Source organism: Lysinibacillus fusiformis, assembly GCF_002845985.1.
Classification (GTDB): Bacteria; Bacillota; Bacilli; order Bacillales_A; family Planococcaceae; genus Lysinibacillus; species Lysinibacillus fusiformis_D.
In genome coordinates this window covers 1,165,035-1,185,368 of the sequence record NZ_PDFK01000001.1, presented here as the reverse complement: position 1 = coordinate 1,185,368, position 20,334 = coordinate 1,165,035, and the positions used below count along the sequence as shown (strand labels likewise).

Annotated in this window: 16 protein-coding genes; 15 read left to right on the top strand and 1 reads right to left on the bottom strand. The window is 37.2% G+C overall.

Annotated elements, in window-relative coordinates:
- Positions 1-4: 4 nt before the first annotated feature.
- Entirely contained in the window at positions 5-1,573 is a 1,569-nt protein-coding gene (locus tag CRI88_RS05775; protein ID WP_058843620.1) for a PucR family transcriptional regulator, read from the bottom strand.
- A gap of 222 nt (positions 1,574-1,795) precedes the next feature.
- On the opposite strand from CRI88_RS05775, the gene CRI88_RS05770 reads away from it, so the two are divergent.
- The 15 genes from CRI88_RS05770 to CRI88_RS05695 all read left to right on the top strand — a co-directional run bounded on the left by CRI88_RS05770 (position 1,796) and on the right by CRI88_RS05695 (position 20,235).
- Positions 1,796-3,208 (top strand): amino acid permease, encoded by a 1,413-nt coding sequence (locus CRI88_RS05770; protein ID WP_058843621.1) that lies wholly within the window; start codon positions 1,796-1,798, stop codon positions 3,206-3,208.
- A 23-nt stretch (positions 3,209-3,231) separates the two neighbouring features.
- The gene (locus tag CRI88_RS05765; RefSeq protein WP_058843622.1) at positions 3,232-4,761 is read left to right on the top strand and encodes a CoA-acylating methylmalonate-semialdehyde dehydrogenase; all 1,530 of its coding nucleotides are present in this window, start codon (positions 3,232-3,234) and stop codon (positions 4,759-4,761) included.
- 21 nt (positions 4,762-4,782) lie between these two features.
- Positions 4,783-6,135 carry an aspartate aminotransferase family protein gene (locus tag CRI88_RS05760; protein WP_101966471.1) on the top strand — a complete coding sequence of 451 codons (1,353 nt, stop codon included), beginning with the start codon at positions 4,783-4,785 and terminating at the stop codon, positions 6,133-6,135.
- Positions 6,136-6,619: 484 nt separating this feature from the next.
- Positions 6,620-8,203 (top strand): glutathione ABC transporter substrate-binding protein, encoded by a 1,584-nt coding sequence (locus CRI88_RS05755; RefSeq protein WP_101966470.1) that lies wholly within the window; start codon positions 6,620-6,622, stop codon positions 8,201-8,203.
- 68 nt (positions 8,204-8,271) lie between these two features.
- Positions 8,272-9,195 (top strand): nickel ABC transporter permease, encoded by a 924-nt coding sequence (nikB, locus tag CRI88_RS05750; protein WP_058843625.1) that lies wholly within the window; start codon positions 8,272-8,274, stop codon positions 9,193-9,195.
- 13 nt (positions 9,196-9,208) lie between these two features.
- Entirely contained in the window at positions 9,209-10,105 is an 897-nt protein-coding gene (locus CRI88_RS05745) for an ABC transporter permease (protein WP_058843626.1), read from the top strand.
- Positions 10,106-10,116: 11 nt separating this feature from the next.
- Positions 10,117-11,109 (top strand): ABC transporter ATP-binding protein, encoded by a 993-nt coding sequence (locus CRI88_RS05740; RefSeq protein WP_058843627.1) that lies wholly within the window; start codon positions 10,117-10,119, stop codon positions 11,107-11,109.
- A complete protein-coding gene (locus tag CRI88_RS05735) occupies positions 11,102-12,067 on the top strand; it encodes an ABC transporter ATP-binding protein (RefSeq protein ID WP_082673694.1) in 966 nt (321 codons plus the stop codon). Before CRI88_RS05740 ends, CRI88_RS05735 begins: the two co-directional genes overlap by 8 nt.
- A 17-nt stretch (positions 12,068-12,084) precedes the next feature.
- A complete protein-coding gene (locus tag CRI88_RS05730; protein ID WP_058843629.1) occupies positions 12,085-12,963 on the top strand; it encodes a sugar phosphate isomerase/epimerase family protein in 879 nt (292 codons plus the stop codon).
- A gap of 13 nt (positions 12,964-12,976) precedes the next feature.
- Positions 12,977-14,035 (top strand): Gfo/Idh/MocA family protein, encoded by a 1,059-nt coding sequence (locus CRI88_RS05725; RefSeq protein ID WP_058843630.1) that lies wholly within the window; start codon positions 12,977-12,979, stop codon positions 14,033-14,035.
- A gap of 1 nt (position 14,036) precedes the next feature.
- On the top strand, positions 14,037-14,918 hold the full coding sequence (locus CRI88_RS05720; RefSeq protein ID WP_058843631.1) for a sugar phosphate isomerase/epimerase family protein: 882 nt from the start codon (positions 14,037-14,039) through the stop codon (positions 14,916-14,918).
- A gap of 14 nt (positions 14,919-14,932) precedes the next feature.
- Positions 14,933-16,084: an ROK family transcriptional regulator gene (locus CRI88_RS05715; protein ID WP_058843632.1), complete on the top strand. Its 1,152-nt coding sequence runs from the start codon at positions 14,933-14,935 to the stop codon at positions 16,082-16,084.
- Positions 16,085-16,102: 18 nt separating this feature from the next.
- On the top strand, positions 16,103-17,104 hold the full coding sequence (locus CRI88_RS05710) for an asparaginase (protein WP_058843633.1): 1,002 nt from the start codon (positions 16,103-16,105) through the stop codon (positions 17,102-17,104).
- Positions 17,105-17,116: 12 nt separating this feature from the next.
- Entirely contained in the window at positions 17,117-18,097 is a 981-nt protein-coding gene (locus CRI88_RS05705; RefSeq protein WP_058843634.1) for an N-acetylglucosamine kinase, read from the top strand.
- A 467-nt stretch (positions 18,098-18,564) separates the two neighbouring features.
- A complete protein-coding gene (locus CRI88_RS05695; RefSeq protein ID WP_058843635.1) occupies positions 18,565-20,235 on the top strand; it encodes a methyl-accepting chemotaxis protein in 1,671 nt (556 codons plus the stop codon).
- Positions 20,236-20,334 lie beyond the last annotated feature (99 nt).

The window sequence follows — 20,334 nt, the reverse complement described above, 5'->3', positions numbered from 1 at the left end:
TTTTCTAGCCCTTATCCTCAATCAATGAATTTGCCAATAGCATAAATTCTAATGTAATGCGGTTATGTCCTTTCATGAAATTTTCACCTAGTAAACCTTCAAGCTTTCTTAAGCGGTGATAGAGTGTTTGACGAACAATAAATAATTGGTTGGCTGTTTGCTGCTTGGAGCCATTTGTTTGTAAATAAACCTGTAATGTTTCAAGAAGCTTGCTATTGTATTTTTTATCGTACTCAATAACGGGCTGTAAATAATCGTAAATCACTTCCTGTAAATTCACTTGCATTTGTAATTTATAGATTAAATGATATAAATGCAAATCATCATAAAAGAAAGAGGACGTTTGCACTTTGCGGCAAATATATAAAGTTTCTAAAGCAGTTTGATAGCTTTTAGGAATTTCTTCTACATCGCAAACAACCTTTCCAACGGCTATTTGAAAACCTTGTGCTTGCTGCTTTTTATAAAAGTCGGTATTGGGCAGTGTGGAAAAAATGCTATTCAATATGTCACGAATAGCTTTACTGTCTTTCATATGAAGTAAAATAAAAATAATATAGCTTTTTCTTTCGAATAAAAATGGCATAAATCCATGTTGCTCAAAGAGATTTCGATAATAAAGCTTACTATAGACCATATCCTCCTGTGTCTTTGTCATTGTAGTAGGAGAGGATAAAATAAAGACAGCTCCACTAGATTGTGTATAGCCCGCGTAATGTGTAACGATAAATTTATAGATTTCTTCCTTAGATAATTTTTGATCAATCCAATCGACTAAAATTGTAGCATCCTCAATATTCTTTTTTTCCTCAATATAAAACTCTCGCATTAATAGCTGTGCCAGCGCCGTTGCTGTACGATCTAATATTAATAATTCAAACTCTGAAAATAGTCCATCCTCTCGATAGAGTGTTAAATCTGCATAATGCTGATCAAAGATAAAAATAGGCCCATGTTTAAATTGCTGAGCAGACTTGTTCAATGTTAATAGCTGCTGACGTTTTTGGTGTGTCGTATTGGGGAAAAAAATAGGATTGCGTCCCTTAATGGAAAACATGATTTGTGTTTTTAATTCATTATACATATTTTGTAAAATATCTTCTGTGTTTTGTCCTAAGACAGCATTTTTGTTCAAAGCTTGTGCATAAGATTCTAGCGAAGAAATCATTAAATATTGCTGATTGATAATTTGGCTATGTAAATCCTGCGTAATACGAACAAAAGGAACTGCCTCATGAAAAACAATAATGGGAAACTGATGCCGGTTTGCCAGTGCTAGTATTGCTTTTGGAACGGTCTGAATATAAGAGCCATACTCAATACAAAGAGCAGCACAATTTTTTTGAATGATGGCTTCTACAAATGCGGTAAAATTAGCGATACTATGCTGGAGACTAATTCCTGTTGTTAATACTAACTCCTCACCAACTAAAAAATGATCAACTTGTACGATTTCAAGAACATGTACCCATTTGATAATCCTTGATAATCCTTCATGACCTGCCACAACCTCTGCCTTATGAAAATACTTATTTTCCAAAACATCTAGTACTTTAAGTTGAAACGGACTCAATTTAGCCCCTCCCTTAGTTGTACGCATTGTATATTTTTTCTGTTTGATGATTTATATTTTCTTATAAATTCGTGGATATATTATTTTAAGAATATTTAGTCTATTTTACATTATGTTTAAAACAAAAGTATATAATTTTACAGTTTGTCTATTACTTCAACGTTATGAAACATGTAAAATTTTTGTAAGCGATCAAGCAATCTACTAAAAGGGGTGACAGATATGGAGCAACAAACGCATTTACAAAGAGGGTTAAAGAAGCGGCATATGACGATGATTGCTATTGCAGGAGTAATCGGTGCTGGCCTATTTATGGGGAGTGGTTCAGTTATTAATTTAGCTGGTCCAGGGGCCATTTTATCGTATATATTTGCAGGAATTATCGTTATTTTAGTTATGCGTATGCTAGGCGAAATGGCAGCTGTTAATCCAACGAGTGGCTCATTTGCACATTATGCGCATGAAGCCATTGGCCCGTGGGCAGGTTTTATGATTGGATGGCTGTACTGGTTTTTCTGGGTCATTGCGATTGCACTAGAAGCAACAGCAGCGGCAGCCATTATTCAATATTGGTATGACGGGATGCCTTTATGGCTATTAAGTTTGTTACTAACCGTAGCACTTACTTTAACGAATGTTCTTTCTGTCAAAGCATTTGGTGAGTTTGAGTATTGGTTCTCTCTTATTAAGGTTGCAAGTATAGTGGTTTTCCTTGGTCTTGGTGCCTTCATTATTTTTGGCATCGCCCCAAACTTTAATGCTGTAGGTATGACCAATCTAGTCGGGCAAGGTGGTTTTTTACCTAATGGTTTTGGTGCTGTTCTAATGGGTGTCGTCATTGTTATTTTCTCCTTCATGGGAACAGAAATTGTGGCCATTGCTGCTGGTGAATCAGATGAACCATTAGCTGCTGTAACGAAAGCTACCAATTCCATTACTTGGCGGATTTTAATTTTCTATGTGGGCTCTATAGCGGTTGTAGTAACGCTATTGCCTTGGCATTCCTCCGATATTTTAACAAGTCCTTATGTAGCGGTACTCGATTATATTGGAATTCCTGCTGCCGCACAAATTATGAATTTTGTTGTGTTAACAGCGGTGCTATCGTGTTTAAATTCAGCACTTTATGCAACATCACGCATGGTATTTTCTTTAGCAGAAAAGGGAGAAGCGCCAAAAGCATTTTTAAAATTAAACAAAAAGGGTGCACCTGTCAATGCCATTTTAGCAGCAACATTTTTCTCGTATATTGCAGTCATTATGAATTATGTTTCACCAGATAAAGTTTTTATGTTTTTACTGAGCTCTTGTAGTGCGATTACTTTAATACTTTATTTAATCATTGCCTTTTCACAATTAAGAATGCGACGCAAGATTGAACAAGAAAATTTAGAGCTATTAAAGGTGAAGATGTGGTTTTTCCCTTATTTAACGTATTTCACAATACTCGCTACAACAGCTTTATTAATGGCGATGTTCTTTATAGAGTCTATGCGCTCACAAATTTTATTTACATGCGTTGTCGTCGCTATTGTGATGATTTTCTATGTGCTTACTCAAAAGAAAAAGACGATTAAACAACCCGATGAATCAAGTTCTATTTTTAGCAAAGAAGAATTCGATTTTGAACAATAATACGATAAAGGAGTGGTCTAATTATGACAGTTCAGCAAGAAATGAAAACGCTCACACATTTTATCCAAGGGGAAGAGGTAGCTGGTACAAGTGGCCGATTTTCAGAGGTTTATAATCCATCAACAGGAGAGGTTATTGCAAGAGTACCACTTGCTTCAAGAGATGAGGTAAAGCATGCTATTCAGCTTGCAAAAGAAGCCTTTCCAGCATGGAAAAAACGATCAATTGGTAAACGGGTAGAAGTGTTACATCGATTCCGTCAGTTGTTAGTAGAAAGACAGGAAGAGCTTATCGATGTGATTTGTCAGGAAAGTGGTAAAACAAAGGACGATGCAAAAGGTGAAATCGTTCGTGGTATTGAATCCGTTGATATGGCGATCAGTGCACCGCAAATGCTAAAAGGAGAGTACTCAGTCAATGTAGGTGGTAATATAAATGCCTTTTCTGCCAAATCACCACTCGGCGTAGTGGCAACTATCGCACCATTTAATTTCCCTGTTATGGTACCGCTTGCGATTACAAGCATGGCTGTGGCAGTAGGAAATGCCGTTATATTAAAGCCATCAGAGCGCGTACCGATGTCCGCTCTCTATATAAGTCAATTATGGAAAGAGGCAGGTTTACCAGATGGCATTTGGACTGTTGTCAATGGAGATAAAGAGGCTGTCAATGAACTATTAGAAAATAAAGAGATTCAAGCTATCTCATTTGTTGGCTCAACACCTGTTGCTGAATATATTTATCAAACAGGAACAAAGCACAATAAACGTGTTGCGGCATTTGGTGGTGGGAAGAACTTTATGATTGTGATGCCAGATGCCAACCTAGAACAAACGGCGAATGCCTTTTTAGGAGCAGCGTATGGTGCAGCATCACAGCGCTGTATGGCGATTTCAGGTGCACTTGTTGTAGGCAAAGATACCGAACAACGGTTTACGGAACTATTAAAAAATAAAATCTCTCAACTAAAGGTTGGACCCTATACAGAAAAAGACGTCGATTTCGGACCAGTCATCACTAAAGAGTCGAAAGGAACGATTATTCGTTCTATCGATGAGGCAGTCACTGAAGGGGCAAATCTTGTGATTGACGGAAGAAATCCGAAAGTATGTGAAACGTCAAATGGCTTTTATCTTGGCCCAACCCTCCTTAATAATGTCACATCGGAAATGAAGATCTTTAAAGAAGAGGTCTTTGGTCCAGCACGTATTGTTGTAGGGGTGGACTCATTACAAGAGGCAATAGATTTAATCAATAACCATGAGCTTGGCAATGGGGTAACCATGTTTACAAGCAGTGGAGCAGCAGCACGGAAATTCCAAGAGGAAATAGAAGTCGGCATGGTAGGTGTGAACGTACCTATACCAATTCCTGTTGGCTATCATAACTTTGGTGGATGGAAACGTTCTAAGTTCGGTGAAGGGCATATGTTTGGCCCAGATCAGGCAAGATTCTTTACAAAGGCCAAAACGATTTCTGAGCGCTGGCCAGATGAAACGGAGGATACAACAAGTTCCTTTGCGTTCCCAAGTAATAATGATGCGAAAAACTAATATAGTGAGGGGTGTTTGATGATGACACAGACAAATCTTAAAAGTGATGTATTAGCCAAGGATGAGCAATATGTTTGGCATTCTATGAAACCATATAATCCGCAAGCCACATATGTAGTAGAGAGGTCTGATGGTGCAAGAATTGTGGATACAGATGGTGTGGAATATATTGATGCAATGGCAGGGCTTTGGTGTGTCAATGTTGGCTATGGACGGAAAGAGTTAGCAGATGCGGCACATGAGCAAATGATGAAAAATGCTTATGCACCTTTATCTCAGGGTCATTTGCCTGCAGTGGAATTAGCTGAGAAGCTAAATGAACTACTTGGTGGAGATTACGTTATTTTCTTCTCCAATAGTGGATCAGAGGCGAATGAAACAGCCTTTAAAATTGCTCGGCAATACCATCAGCAAAAAGGACAAAGCTCACGCTATAAAATTGTCTCACGCTACCGTGCTTATCATGGTAACTCCTTTGGGGCTTTAGCGGCAACGGGGCAGGAGGAGCGCAAATATAAATACGAGCCACTATCTCCAGGTTTTATCCATGTCGCACCACCTGATCAATATCGTGAGCATGAAAGCGATGCTATTGCGCCATTGGATTTAGCGAGTGTAAAGGCTGTAGATAAAACGATGACATGGGAACTGAGTGACACAATTGCAGCTATGATCTTAGAGCCTATTATTACAGGTGGCGGTGTCATTATGCCTCCAGAGAATTATTTAAAAGGCATTGAGGAAGTATGTAAAAGGCATGGTGCTTTACTGATTGTGGATGAGGTTATTTGTGGCTTTGGTCGAACAGGTAAGCCTTTTGGATTTATGAACTACGGTGTTAAGCCAGATATAATTACGATGGCTAAAGGAATTACAAGTGCCTATTTACCATTATCAGCAACAGCCGTGAAGCGTGAAATTTATGAGGCGTTTAAGGGCTCAGATGCATACAGCTATTTCCGCCATGTGAATACATTTGGAGGCTCTCCTGTGGCATGTGCAGTTGCATTAAAAAATATTGAAATTCTTGAGCAAGAAGCGTTGTTTGAGCGTTCCAAGGAAATTGGCGCTGCAACACTACAAACATTGCAGCAACAATTGCAGCATCATCCAAATGTAGGAGATGTGCGTGGCAAAGGTTTATTAATTGGGATTGAATTAGTTGCAGATAAAGTCTCGAAAGAACCTTTACCAGTGGAGAAGGTGAATGCTGTCATTGCCAAATGTAAAGAACAAGGGGTTATCATTGGAAAAAATGGAGCAACTGTTGCAGGGTTTAATAATGTCTTAACGCTATCACCACCACTTAATATTGTACAAGAAGATCTTGATCGTATACTCGATGTGGTTGTGGATAGTGTAAATAAGCTGTAAAGAATATTGATATGGTTCTAAAAGCCTTGGAGCTTTTAGAACTTTTATTTGTGAAGCTTTATAACGCAGATGCTAGATAGCAGTATTTATTATAGCTCGATAAAAATAATTATAAAATTCTGAAATTTAATAAAAAAATACTGGAAAAATTGTATTTCGTAGTTTATAGTTAATAAAAAATTAATTTTTCTGATAATTATATGTAAAAAGTGTCCTGTAGGGAATATTTTTTTGATTACTTATTTTCAGCAGTGGAATAAATAGGTGTTGTTGGTTGAACTATAGTTTCTGATGAAAAGCAATTGTAATAGTTGAGAGAGTCATGTCTTCCTCTAATTGAATTGTCTAATCGTAATGAAAGTATAGTTTATTTTTTGTCTATTTATTTTCATCAGTGGAGAAAATAAGTGATTTTAGTAATTATATTTCTTAATTTAAGTGTTAAGAAATATTTTTATATATTTTTACAAAGGGAGTAGATGAGATGAATTATGTTAAAAAGTTGGTTTTTGTAATTCTATGTATGTTGCTTTTAGCAGCATGCGCAGAGAAAGATAATTCTAATGCATCAAACACTAGGGAGAAGTCTACTACAGAATCAGACACAGCAAGTTCAAAGAATGAACTTGTCATTGCTGTAAATGAAAACTTTATTTCCATGGATCCTCATAATACAGGAGATACAAATTCGAGTTCTGTACAGGAGACCATGTTAGAAGGTTTACTAGGCTTCGATGCTGATGGACAAATTATGAAGGTTTTAGCTGATGATTATTCAATTAGTGAAGATGCTCTGGAGTATACATTTAAGCTACAAGAAGGGGTCACTTTCCATGACGGGGAACAGTTTAATGCAGAGGCTGTAAAAGCCAACATTGAACGAATCATGAATGATGAAAGTTTACGTTTATATTCACGTGGTTTTAGCTTAATCAGCAAAGTTGAAATTCTAGGTGACTATGAAATTAAAGTTACTTTAAAAGAACCATACGGACCAATGATCACGCGTTTCGGAGTGGCTAAAATGATCAGCCCAAAAATGATTAAAGAAAATTTAGCTGATATTCCGAAGCAGCCTGTTGGTACAGGACCTTATAAATTTGTTGAATGGGTACAAGGGGATCATTTAACAATTGAAAACTTCGACGGCTATTGGGGTGGTGGTGATCGTGTTTCTAAAATTACGTATAAGCCAGTACCAGAGAACGGATCACGTGTGGCAATGCTAAAAGCTGGGGATGCACAAGTGATCTATCCAGTGCCAGCACAAAATATCGACGAGCTTTCTAACAATAAAGATGTAGAAATTAATAAAGTTCCTTCTACAATTGCTCATTATGTGTCGCTAAATACGTATAAGAAACCTTTGGATGATATTAAAGTACGACAAGCATTTAATTATGCGGTAGATAAAGAAGCTTATTTAAAAGTTGTAAATGCAGGGCTAGGTTTACCACTAGACTCTATTATTCCTTCCAAAACGGTTTATTATAAACAGCAAAAAATGTATGAACACAATATTGAAAAGGCAAAAGAATTATTGACTGAAGCTGGCTATCCTAATGGCTTCGATATTGAAATCTGGGGGAACACAAACTCAGATACGATGAAGGGCATGCAGTTTATTCAACAACAGTTGAGCCAAATTGGTGTAAAAGTTGAGATCAAATCAATGGAAGAAGGTACTTTGTCAGATGAAATCTACGGTGCACAAACTCCAGATGATGCGAAATTGCAAATGTGGTATGTGAGCTGGTCAGCCTATGCTTCAGATATAACGAATGCGACAAAACCTCTTTTCCATAGTGTATCATTCCCACCAAATGGTGCAAACACAGCCTATTATCAAAATCCTGAGGCAGATCAACTAATGGATGAAGCGAATTCTATTTCAGATGTAGATCGTCAGGCTGAACTGTATGAAAAATTACAGGAAATCGTTTACCAAGATACGCCTTGGATTTTCTTAGGGGTAGATGAGGTCGTATATGGTGTACGTTCAAATGTCAGCGGTGTGTTAGTAAATCCAACAGGTGGACTCGATGTGAAAAACGCAAAAGTTGAGTAATGTTGCACAATAAAAGGAATTGATGATGGTCAATTCCTTTTCTACAACATAGAAAGGAGGAGGTTGTCTTGTGGAAATATACAGCAAAAAGAATTGTTGAAATGATACCAATATTAATTGTTATTTCAATCTTAACATTCTTGTTTATCCATTTAATACCAGGTGACCCTGCACGATTAGTAGCTGGTAAGGATGCCACGCTAGAAGATGTTGAAAATGTACGGCATGAGTTGGGTTTAGATAAACCCATTCTTAAACAATACGTGGATTATATGAAAAATCTGTTGACGGGTGAACTTGGAACATCCTTAACAACTGGATTACCGGTAATTGATATGTTTAAAACAAGGTTTATGCCTTCCCTCCACCTTACTTTCCTCTCCATGTTTTGGGCTACATTAATTGGTTTAATGATTGGCGTTTTTTCAGCCATCAATAAAAACAAATGGCCTGATTATTTTGGAATGGTAACAGCGGTTTCTGGTATTTCAATTCCAGGATTTTGGTTGGGACTATTGTTGATTCAATTATTTTCAGTACAGCTAGGATTATTCCCAACAGGTGGATTGGATGGCTTTTCTAGTTATATTTTACCTTCCTTGACCTTAGGGGCAGGCATTATGTCAATGATCGCTCGATTTACTCGTTCTTCCATGCTTGAAACGTTACAAGCTGATTTTATAAGAACGGGGAGAGCAAAAGGATTAAAGGAACATTCCGTGATTGTGACGCATGCATTACGAAATTCCTTAATTTCTGTTGTAACGGTAGCGGGCTTACAATTTGGTTTTCTACTAGGGGGTTCAGTGGTAGTTGAGACGGTATTTAGCTTTCCAGGGATGGGACGTCTGCTAATCGATTCCATTGCATTTCGAGACTACCCTGTCATTCAATCAGCACTGCTGTTATTCGCATTTGAATTTATTGTAGTGAATTTAATTGTTGATGTGCTTTATACCGTGTTAAACCCAAAAATCCAATTAGATTCTTAAGGGAGGGAATAAAATGACTTCACCAACTACTGTGCAAAATAGCCAAGTGCAAAAAACACAAAGGAAATACTCTCCTCTTAAAGAATTTTGGAAGTCCTTTAAAAAACAAAAGGCCGCATTGTTTGCAAGTATCTTTATAGGATTGTTAATTGTAGTTGCTTTTATTGGACCTTATATCGCACCGTACGATCCGTTTGAACCGAATTATGATGCTTTATTAGAGGGACCAAGTGCCAGTCATTTGGCAGGAACGGACGAGTATGGTCGAGACATTTTTAGTCGTTTAATAGTAGGCGCAAAAATATCCTTGATGGTGAGTTTCAGTGCCGTATTTTTAGGCTTAATACTAGGAACTATTTTAGGTTTAATTAGCGGTTACTTTGGTGGTTGGATTGACAAAATCATCATGCGTAGCTGTGATGTACTGTTTTCATTCCCTGATTTATTGTTAGCGATTGCCATTGTAGCCTTATTGGGCCCTGGTATTAATAATGTCATCATTGCTGTCATGATTTTTAGTGTGCCGTCCTTTGCACGTTTAGTGCGAGGTGCCACTTTGAATGCGAAAGAAAATGTATACGTAGAGGCAGCACAATCAATGGGTGCTTCACATGTCAGAGTGCTGTGGAAACATATTTTCCCTGAAACGATTAGTGAATTAATTATTTTCGTCACTATGCGTATCGGAACAGCTATTTTAGCAGCTTCTAGTTTGAGCTTTTTAGGCTTAGGTGCCAGCCCTGAAATGCCTGAGTGGGGAGTTATGCTAAGCAGTGGCCGTGACTACTTAGGGACATCTTCTCATGTAGTCATTATGCCGGGTATTGCCATTTTTTTAACCGTACTAGCATTTAACTTAATAGGTGATGGATTACGAGATGTGTTAGATCCAAAAATTAAAAATAATTAAGGAGAATGCCTATGACAGAACATGTATTGCGAGTAAGTGACTTAGAAACGTCCTTTACGCGTGATAAAACAGAAATCAAAATTTTAAGAGGTGTCAATTTTTCAATCCGTAAAGGAGAGATATTAGGCTTAGTTGGAGAATCAGGTAGTGGAAAAAGCTTAACGTCATTATCCATCATGCAATTATTTCATGGTACTACAGGTGAAATTGTGAATGGCTCTATTCATTTCAATGGAGAGGATTTAACGAAAATGTCTGAATCAGAAATTCGGAAAATTCGTGGCAAGCAAATGGCGATGATTTTCCAAGAGCCTATGACTTCTTTAAATCCTGTTTTAAAGATTGGTAAGCAGTTAATGGAAGCAATCGAAATGCATTTGAAGCTGCCAAAGAACGAAAGTAAACATCACGCCATCCAAATGTTAAAGAGTGTAGGCATAGGAAGGGCAGAGGAAATCATTCATGAATACCCGCATCAGCTATCAGGAGGAATGAGACAGCGAATAATGATTGCTATGGCAATGGCCTGTCAGCCCAAGCTACTTATTGCTGACGAACCAACTACTGCGTTAGATGTAACGATACAAGCTCAAATATTAGAGCTGATGAAAAAGTTAAAGGAAGAACATGAGACGGCTATTTTACTGATTACACATGATTTGGGGGTTGTTGCTGAAATGTGCGATAAGGTAGTCGTTATGTATGCAGGGCAGGTTGTGGAGGAAGCAGATGTCTTTGAACTATTCGCTAGCCCTAAGCACCCGTATACAAAAGGTTTAATTGCATCAGTACCTAAAATAGGAGATAAAAAAGAAGTATTAGATTCTATCAATGGGCAAGTGCCGTCCCCGCAAAATATGCCAAAAGGTTGTAAATTTGCTCCACGATGTGATCATGCGATGTCTATATGTCATCAGGAAAGTCCACCGACATTGAAAATTTCAGCTACACGTCAATGTAGCTGCTGGCTATATGCGAAAAAGGATGTGGAAGCTAATGTCTAACAGTATTTTAAAAGTGGAAAATTTAAAAAAGAGTTTTCAGATAGCAGGTGGACTATTTCAAAAAAGGCAACATGTTAATGCCGTAATAGATGTTTCCTTTGAAATAGAAGAGGGTACGACATTTAGTCTAGTAGGAGAAAGTGGTTGTGGAAAATCTACCACCGGCAGATTAATCACTCGATTAATAGCACCAACAAGTGGAAGCATCGTTGTGGATGGAAAAGAAGTAGCTACTGCAAAACATTCAGACTTAAAGCATTTAAGGCAAACTGTTCAAATGATTTTTCAAGATCCCTATGCTTCATTAAATCCGAGAATGAAGGTAAAGGAATTAGTTGGGGAGCCTTTAGAAATTCATACAAAACTTTCAAAAGCTGAACGTGAAAAGCTTGTACTCGAAATGCTTGAAGTGGTTGGATTAAATGCTGAACAGGCAGATCGCTATGCACATGAGTTCAGTGGCGGACAAAGACAGCGTTTAGGCATTGCACGTGCTTTAATAACAAAACCAAAATTAATTATTGCTGACGAGCCTGTGTCTGCATTGGATGTGTCGATACAATCGCAAATTTTGAATTTATTAAAGCAATTGCAGCAGGAATTTAAAATATCCTATCTCTTTATTTCTCACGATTTAAGTGTTGTAGAACATATAAGTCATTATATTGGTGTCATGTATTTAGGAACCATTGTTGAAATTGGACGAAAAGAAACCATATTTAATGATCCTAAGCATCCTTATACGCAAGCTCTTATTGCTTCTGTACCAATTGCAGACCCAACGTTAAGAAAAAAGAAAAAAGTGTTAATAGGTGATATTCCAAACCCTAAAAATCCGCCAAGTGGTTGTACCTTCCATACAAGGTGTCCCCTTGCATCAGATATATGTAAGCAAGTCATTCCGGAAATGAAAAAAATGAACGAAGAACAAAGTGTTGCATGTCACTTTGTCAATTAATAGAGAGGTGTTTACAAATGAAAGTAGGATTAAGCACATATAGTATGGTCAAAAAAATGAAGCAGGGAGAAATGAATGTTCTTGATGTTCTACAGTGGGTAGCTGACAACGGAGGACAACATGTAGAATTAGTGCCCTATGAATTTACTGTTGTAGATAACTATGAACTGGCATCTCAAATTAAAAAGAAAGCAGCGGAGCTAGGATTAGAGCTATCGGCCTATTCCCTACCTGCTAACTTTATCCATGATACAGAGGAAGCTTTTTTAGAAGAAGTTGAACGCTTAAAAAAACATGTTGATGTAGTACATCATATGGGGATTAGCATTATGCGCCATGACGTTACACTCTTTACTTTACCAAAGGAGCAAACAACCATTCATTATTACAATGACCATTTTGATGAAATGGTTAGAGGCTGTCAATTGATTGCAGATTATGCGAAACAATTTAATATCACGACAACGATTGAAAATCATGGCTTTAATGTTCAAACAAGTGATCGTGTACAGCAATTAATTCATGCGGTTAACAGAGATAACTTTAAAACGACCTTAGATGTAGGAAATTTTTTATGTATTGATGAAGAACCTCTAATCGGTGTCATGAAAAATATTTCTTATGCTGCTACAGTGCATTTTAAAGATTTTTATATTCGTCCTTTTTATGAAAATCCAGGAGATGGCGAATGGTTCCGCACTGTTCATAACAATTACATCAGAGGAGCGATTGTTGGACATGGTGATCTAAATATACGAGAGATTATAAAGCTTGTTAAAGGCTATGGCTACGATGGTTATATTGTGGTGGAGTTTGAAGGTATGGAAGATTGTCAAGTTGGTTCAAAAATAGGGATGGATAATGTGCGTCGTTTATGGGACGAATGCAAGCTCTAAAGGGGGGAAGAACATGAATAAATTAAAAGTTTGTGTAATCGGTACAGGTTCTATTTCCGATTATCATTTAGGCTCCTATATGAAAAATCCAGCGGTTGAGTTATATGGTGTGTATGATGCCTCTATTGAACGAGGCAAAGCAAAGGCTGCTCAATTTGGAGCAACCCATGTTTTTTCTTCTAAGGAAGCGTTATTTGCAGACAAAAATGTAGATGCTGTAAGCATTTGTACATGGAATAATACACATGCCGAATTAGCCATTCTTGCTTTAGAAAATGACTTACATGTGCTTATCGAAAAGCCTTTATCCATGACCTATGCCGAGGCTTTAAACATTCAAAAGGTTGCAGAAAAACATCGTAAAATATTTCAAGTCGGCTATGTAAGACGTTTTGCAACGAATACCAAAGTACTCAAACAATTTATTGACGATAACAAATTGGGGGATATTTATTATGCTAAAGCTTCCTGCCTCAGAAGGTTAGGGAATCCAGGAGGCTGGTTCGCAGAGATTGATAAATCTGGTGGAGGCCCATTAATTGATTTGGGTGTCCATGTGATTGATATATGCTGGTATTTAATGGGTAGACCAAAAGTAAAACGTATAACTGGTCATACCTACAATCAATTAGGAAATAGAAATCATATTGAAAATTTATCCTTTTATAAAGCAGCAGACTATGATGCTACTAAAAATACAGTAGAAGACTTAGCGAATGCTCTTATTACATTTGAAAATGGGTCATCACTAATGGTGGACGTTTCTTATACGCTCCATGCCATAAAAGATGAAATCAGTATTAAATTATATGGCACAAACGGTGGAGCAGAACTAGAGCCTGAGTTGAAAATTGTAAGTGAGGAGCATAACACCATTTTAAATATTTATCCTCAAATTAATGATTTAACCTTTGATTTTGCAACAGCCTTTCAGAATGAAATCAATACGTTTGTTGATTGCTGTCTTCATCAATATGATTCAGTTGCACCTGTGGAGGATGGAGTAGAAATTATGAAAATTTTAGAGGGAATTTATATTTCTGCAATGCAAGGAAAGGAAGTCGTTTATTAAAATGATGAAATTGACCAATGGGATTGGCGTCATTGTAGACAGCTTTAGATTACCTATTCGTGAAGGATTGCAAAAAGCAAAAGAGGTTGGTGCACAAGGTGTGCAGATGTACGCAGTTTCAGGTGAGCTAGATCCAGATCATTTAAATGCTGCACAAAGAGCAGAATTGAAGCAATATATTTTAGATTTAGGGCTTGAGATTTCTGCATTATGTGGTGATTTAGGAGGGCACGGCTTTCAAGATAAAAATGAAAATGCCTGGAAAATAAAAAAATCGAAGGAGATTCTGCAATTAGCAAAAGACCTTGGCACATCGATCGTTACGACCCATATCGGCATCATTCCTGAAAATGAGGATGATCCAATCTATCAAACGATGCTAGAAGCCTGTGAAGAATTAGGGCAATTTGCTACATCATTAGATGCTTACTTTGCGATTGAAACAGGGCCAGAAACGAGTAGAACTTTAAAGGAATTTTTAGATAAGCTTTCGACAAATGGTGTATCGGTTAATTTTGATCCTGCCAATATGGTAATGGTAACGAATGATGACCCTGTAGCTGGCGTTAAACTTTTAAAGAATTATATTGTACATACACATGTGAAGGATGGCATTCAATTACAGCCAACGAATCCAAAAGATGTGTATGGGTACTTAGGATACGATTCTGGAACATCTCATGATAAAATAGAAGAAATGGTGGAAAATGGAGAGTTTTTCAGAGAACTTCCATTAGGTCAAGGGGATGTCAATTTCGAGCTTTATTTTTCAGCTTTGCATGAAATCGGATACAATGGCTATTTAACTATTGAACGAGAAGTGAGATCAAATCCCGAAAAAGACATCAGAGAAGCTGTACAGTTCATAGAAAAGTTTAAATAGGGGTTGAATCAAATTTGAAAAAGCAAGATCAAGTACAAATGAGAAGACAAAATAAATATATTGTGCTTGACGCAATCAGGCAGATGGCGCCAATTTCAAGAATTCAATTATCAAAGTATACAAAAATGAGCCCTACGACTATTACCCGTATCGTTCAGGAGCTAGAAGCGGAAGGCTTTATTCTTGAAGGAGTATCGGAAGAAACAGCTATTGGTAGACGTCCCACATTAATTCATATGCGTGGAGATGCCTTATACACTATAGGGATAGAGATTGATTGTTTTACTATTCGAATTGGTATATTAGATTTTTTAGGGAAACTTATTGCTTTTCAGGAAATCAAATGTAGCATCAAGCATCAGTATGAAGAAGCTGTACATCTACTAAAACGTTCAATAGTTAATATCATGACAGAATATCAAATTGCTCAGGAAAAATTATTAGGCATTGGAATAGGGATTCCAGGAGTAATTAATAACGAAGAAGGTATTATCGTTTCTTCCGAGCAATTGAAATGGGAAAACTGTCATATAAGAGAAGATTTAAATGGTATTTTTGGTTGTGAAGTCATCGTAGATAATGAATTAAAAATGCAAATAATTGCTGAAATCGGTGATATCTATACACCCCTTTATTCAAATTGCATATTAGTCGGCATTGGAACAGGCATCGGAGCAGCCATATTACTAAACGGAGAAGTGTATCGTGGTATTCAAAATAAAGCAGGAGAGATAAGTCATATTACGATAAATCCATTTGGTGAAATGTGCCACTGTGGTAAGAGGGGTTGCTTATCGATGTATATTTCAGAAGTTATTTTGCTAAAAAGAACACCCCAAAATCTTAATATACAATCAATAGAAGAAATCTTACAATGTGTGGATCAAGGTGAGCAATGGGCAGTAGATATTCAACAAGATGTAGCCACTTTTCTAGCTATCGCCATCAATAATTTAGTTTGTTTATACGAACCAGAGGCTGTCATCGTCAGTGGAGAAATTATTGAGCACAATGTAACATTTCAGAAACTACTTAGTGAAAAATGCAAACAGTATATATGGAAAGAACTACAGCCTTATTTTGATTTGCAGTTTTCAAATCAATTAAAAGAGGGAGTTGTCAAAGGGGCGGCATTACAAGCACAAAAGCAGCTGCTGTCTGTTTAAAGAAAGGTTGGTTGATTCGTGGCTTACTCAGAATTTTTGAAGGAGTATCGTTCAGGATTAATGGAAAATGTGCATTATGGACAAATGAGTGCTGTGAATCTAACAAAGGGAGAATTCGTTTCTGTTGGCCAGGATTATGAGCCTGTGTATTTTCGTTCTGCAGCCAAACCATTTCAAGCCATTCCAATTTTCATGACTGATTTTATAGAAAAGTACGAGATTACTTCAACAGAAAGTGCCTTATTTTTGGCGTCACAAAGAGGGGAATTTTATCATCAAGAGGCGCTGGTCTCATTGTTGGAAAAGATCCCTGTTAATGAAAATGATTTAATATGTGCAGCTTCTTATCCATTAAATGAGGAACCAAAAACGCAATATATACAACAGGGATACGAAAAGAGGCGATTATTTCATAATTGTGCGGGCAAGCATTTAGGATTTTTAACTGCATGTCTTGCAAACGGTTATGATTTCAAGCACTACTATCATCCAGACCATCCATTGCAACAAATGATAAAAAAATACATTGCTTATTTGAGTGAATATGATGAGGGGAAAATTCATACAGGAATAGACGGTTGTGGCGCACCAGTCTTTGCCATTCCACTAAAAAATATGGCAATAGCCTATTTAAAGCTAGCGCGGCCAGAATTAATTGATGATCTACCAATTCGTGAAGCAGTAGTAAAGCTTAGCGCAGTCATGAATCAAGAAAATCATATTATTGCGGCTCAAAACTTTATTTGTACAGCATTATTAAAAGATCCTAATATTGTAGCGAAGGGCGGAGCACAGGGCGTATACTGTTTTGCCTTGCGAAATGAAGGAGTAAGTTTTGCTTTGAAAATTATGAATGGCTCAGAAAGTCCGTGGCCGAATGTAATTGCTTCTGTATTGGAACAAATTCAGTATACAAATCAAGAAACGATTGAGCGTATTAAAGCCTTGTCTCCTGCATTTGTGCGTAATGACGCAGGGCAGGAAGTAGGAGAAATTGTTTCTACAATTAAAATCGTATAGAGGTGAAGGTACTTGTATGTTTTGGCAATTGACGGTGGTGGAACAAAAACAATTGCGACAATCTCAACATTTCGTGGGCAAGTTATAGCACTAGCAGAAACAGGTAAAAGTAATCCCACATCTATGAGCTTAGAGCAATTTACGCAGACGATAACAGAACTAATAAATGATTTAAAAAGACAACAACCTTATGATTTTCATCAAATTACGAAGTGCCATGCGGGACTATCTGGCGTAACGGAAAATAATAATGAGGAGATTACCCACACATTACTAACCTCGCTATTACCTGAAGGCTGTCAATTATCACTGTCGAATGATGGGTTGAACGCGCTGTATGCTGGTACATTAGGTCAGTCTGGCATTGTACAGATTTCTGGTACAGGTGCAATTACATTAAGTATAGATTCGTCTGGCAGAGTTGAGCGTACGGCAGGATGGGGCTATATTTTTGATGATGAAGGCAGTGGCTATGATATTGGTATTCGCACATTAAAAGCGGTGTTTAAAGCATTTGATAAAAGAGGGCCAGAAACGAGCCTCACATCCTCAGTATTAAATTATTTTCAATTACAATCCATTCCACAAATAATTGAAATTGTTTATGGAAAAGGACATCCGAGAGATACAATCTCTCCTTTAAGTAAGATTGCCATTGATTGCGCTAAAAGAGGTGATGCTGTAGCGAACACGATTCTGGATCAAGTGTGCCATGTTTTTTATCAAAGTATAGATGCTTGTTACAAAAAAAATCCGTTTTCAGATACGCGTGTCAAAGTCGTGCTAGCTGGTGGAGTTTTTAATGAATTGACGTTATTTATTGAAAAATTAGCCTCCATTGATAAAAATAATAGCAATCAGTATGACTTTATGGGTGCTTATAGCCTACCAGTTGGCGGTGCCGCATTAGCCGCATTAAAACTACCTAATAATGAAGCGAAAATATTTATCGATCAATATAATGCTAGTATTAAGGAGTTTTTAACTAATTAATCCTCCCTTTTAATTTAGCAAGTAGAGAATAGGAAGGTCTTTTCTCTACTTGCATTTTGTTAGTCCTCTACTTTAAACATATTACCTTTATAAGACTTATGAATAGTCATAACAATTCCCATAAGCATGATGTTCGATAATATTGATGATGAAGGAGCTTAATTTACACTACTGGAGTGGACAAAAAGACAGCTAATCCCACCTAGTAGAAGAAAATGAACTACTAAACTTACATCCAACCTCTATTAATACGATAAAGGTTTGGAATGCATGGAAGGTTACGGTGGCAGAAATAGTATAATTAAGGATCAATGGTAGGGAGTTATTTGTGTGGTAAATTACCTATATAAAACTAGATAATGGGCATAAATTCTTAATTCTTCTTGCAATCTTTACAAAAACATAACACTGGCTTTATATCTTCATACTATCATTATTGGTAAGAGTTGGAGGAGGAGCCAAGGATCATGCATTTTTTCCGTTTCATAAAGGTGAAGGACAAGTTACTTGTACTCATGATTGTTTGTGTATTATCGAATGTATTGCTGGGTGTGTTTAGTGTGGATTATTTAAGGAAGATGTCGTGGCATGCAAGTGAGAGTTACACACAGGGACTTGTCCCAATCGGTTGGCTGAATGAGCTAGAAGAATCACAGCGTCAATTAGATTTTATCGTAGATGCTCAGGGTGACTATCAAGAAATGACGGTTATTTTAAAAGAGATGGCACAGCCTTTAAAGCAATTGGATAGCCAAGAAATTGATAAAAAAATGAGTCATCAAATTAAAAAATTTAAATCCTTGCTGAAGAAGCAAGGAGAATTGATTGAGAGTTATAAGCAATTGAACCAAGGTGAGCTAGAGCAGTTCTATTCGCTAACATTTCTACCAATAAGTCAGGAAAGCCATACATTATTAGAAGAAACACAAAATTATTTGGTTGAAAAAGCGAAGGATCAACAGAAGTATTATCAACAAGATGTGCAATTTGGTTATTGGTTACTAGGTGGCGTATGCTTAGCGGTGGTGTTGCTTGTCATTCTGATAGGATTTATCGCAACTAAGGCAGTCAATGTACCAACACGTCAATTGAAATCATTATTAAAACGAGCAGAACAAGGCGATTTCACTGCGAATGCAAGTTATGTTGCCCATGATGAGCTTGGTGAGGTAGTACTGTCTTACAATCAAATGGTCACAGAGGTAAAACACCTACTCCATACTGTAACGGACAGCGCCTATGAAGTAGAAGAAATGACAGGTAAATTGCAAGGATCCTCAGAGCAATCATCAACAACAACGTTAAAAATAGCAAAAGATGTACAATCTATTTCAGATTCAACGGCTGCTTCTACTAGTAAATTGGCTTCCAATACAGCTTCTTTAGAGGAAGTTTTAAATGATGTACAAGTCATTTTAGAAAAAGTGCAGGTCGTGGAAAGCTTTGCGCATCAAACAGCAAGAGATGCTGAGAGTGGAACTGAAATTGTACAGGCTAATTTAATGCAAATGCAGGTCATTAAGCAGGCCGTAGAAAAGTCGAATACAGCTATCTTTAACTTGGTTGAGCGTGCCTCATCAATCGATCAAATGATTGAGGTCATAGAAAAAATAACAGCACAAACCAACTTACTAGCGTTAAACGCATCCATTGAAGCAGCAAGAGCAGGAGAACATGGAAAGGGGTTTGCGGTTGTAGCCAATGAGGTGCGGAAGCTTGCGGAACAAACAGTCCAATCAACACAAACGATTACATCCATTGTACAAAACATCCATTTAGATTCGAGCTATGCAGTACAAATGATGGAGGGCGTGTTGTTGGCTACTGAAAAAGGTGTTGCCGTAACAGGACAAACAGCGACAAGTTTTGATCAAATTTTAGAAAAAGTACATACAATCAAGCCTTATATGATGGAAGTATCTGCTACAGTTCAAGAGATAGCCACTCACACCCAAAAGGTGAGTGAGGATGCGGTTATGTTAACAGCTATATCGGATACGAATGCCGTATCCACTAAGCATGTTGCTACATTAACAGCAGATCAATTAACAGCTCAACAACAATACCATAATTACATTAAAGAATTGCGCAAAGTATCAAAAGTTTTGCAAATTGCTGTTAAACGTTTTTCAATCTAATTTAATATTAAAGAATAATGTTGAAAAGGAGTCTTTTTTGCGGAAATTAGCAAAGAAGGTTCTTTTTTTGCGTGGTTACAAAACTAGTTTATGAAAGAT

What these genes read in the sequence shown, in the direction of transcription:
- CRI88_RS05755 (WP_101966470.1), top strand. Translation starts at nt 6,620, where the DNA reads ATGAATTATGTTAAAAAGTTGGTTTTTGTAATTCTATGTATGTTGCTT.
- CRI88_RS05735 (WP_082673694.1), top strand. Translation starts at nt 11,102, where the DNA reads ATGTCTAACAGTATTTTAAAAGTGGAAAATTTAAAAAAGAGTTTTCAG.
- CRI88_RS05720 (WP_058843631.1), top strand. Translation starts at nt 14,037, where the DNA reads ATGATGAAATTGACCAATGGGATTGGCGTCATTGTAGACAGCTTTAGA.
- CRI88_RS05765 (WP_058843622.1), top strand. Translation starts at nt 3,232, where the DNA reads ATGACAGTTCAGCAAGAAATGAAAACGCTCACACATTTTATCCAAGGG.
- CRI88_RS05740 (WP_058843627.1), top strand. Translation starts at nt 10,117, where the DNA reads ATGACAGAACATGTATTGCGAGTAAGTGACTTAGAAACGTCCTTTACG.
- CRI88_RS05760 (WP_101966471.1), top strand. Translation starts at nt 4,783, where the DNA reads ATGACACAGACAAATCTTAAAAGTGATGTATTAGCCAAGGATGAGCAA.
- CRI88_RS05770 (WP_058843621.1), top strand. Translation starts at nt 1,796, where the DNA reads ATGGAGCAACAAACGCATTTACAAAGAGGGTTAAAGAAGCGGCATATG.
- CRI88_RS05730 (WP_058843629.1), top strand. Translation starts at nt 12,085, where the DNA reads ATGAAAGTAGGATTAAGCACATATAGTATGGTCAAAAAAATGAAGCAG.
- CRI88_RS05725 (WP_058843630.1), top strand. Translation starts at nt 12,977, where the DNA reads ATGAATAAATTAAAAGTTTGTGTAATCGGTACAGGTTCTATTTCCGAT.
- CRI88_RS05695 (WP_058843635.1), top strand. Translation starts at nt 18,565, where the DNA reads ATGCATTTTTTCCGTTTCATAAAGGTGAAGGACAAGTTACTTGTACTC.
- CRI88_RS05745 (WP_058843626.1), top strand. Translation starts at nt 9,209, where the DNA reads ATGACTTCACCAACTACTGTGCAAAATAGCCAAGTGCAAAAAACACAA.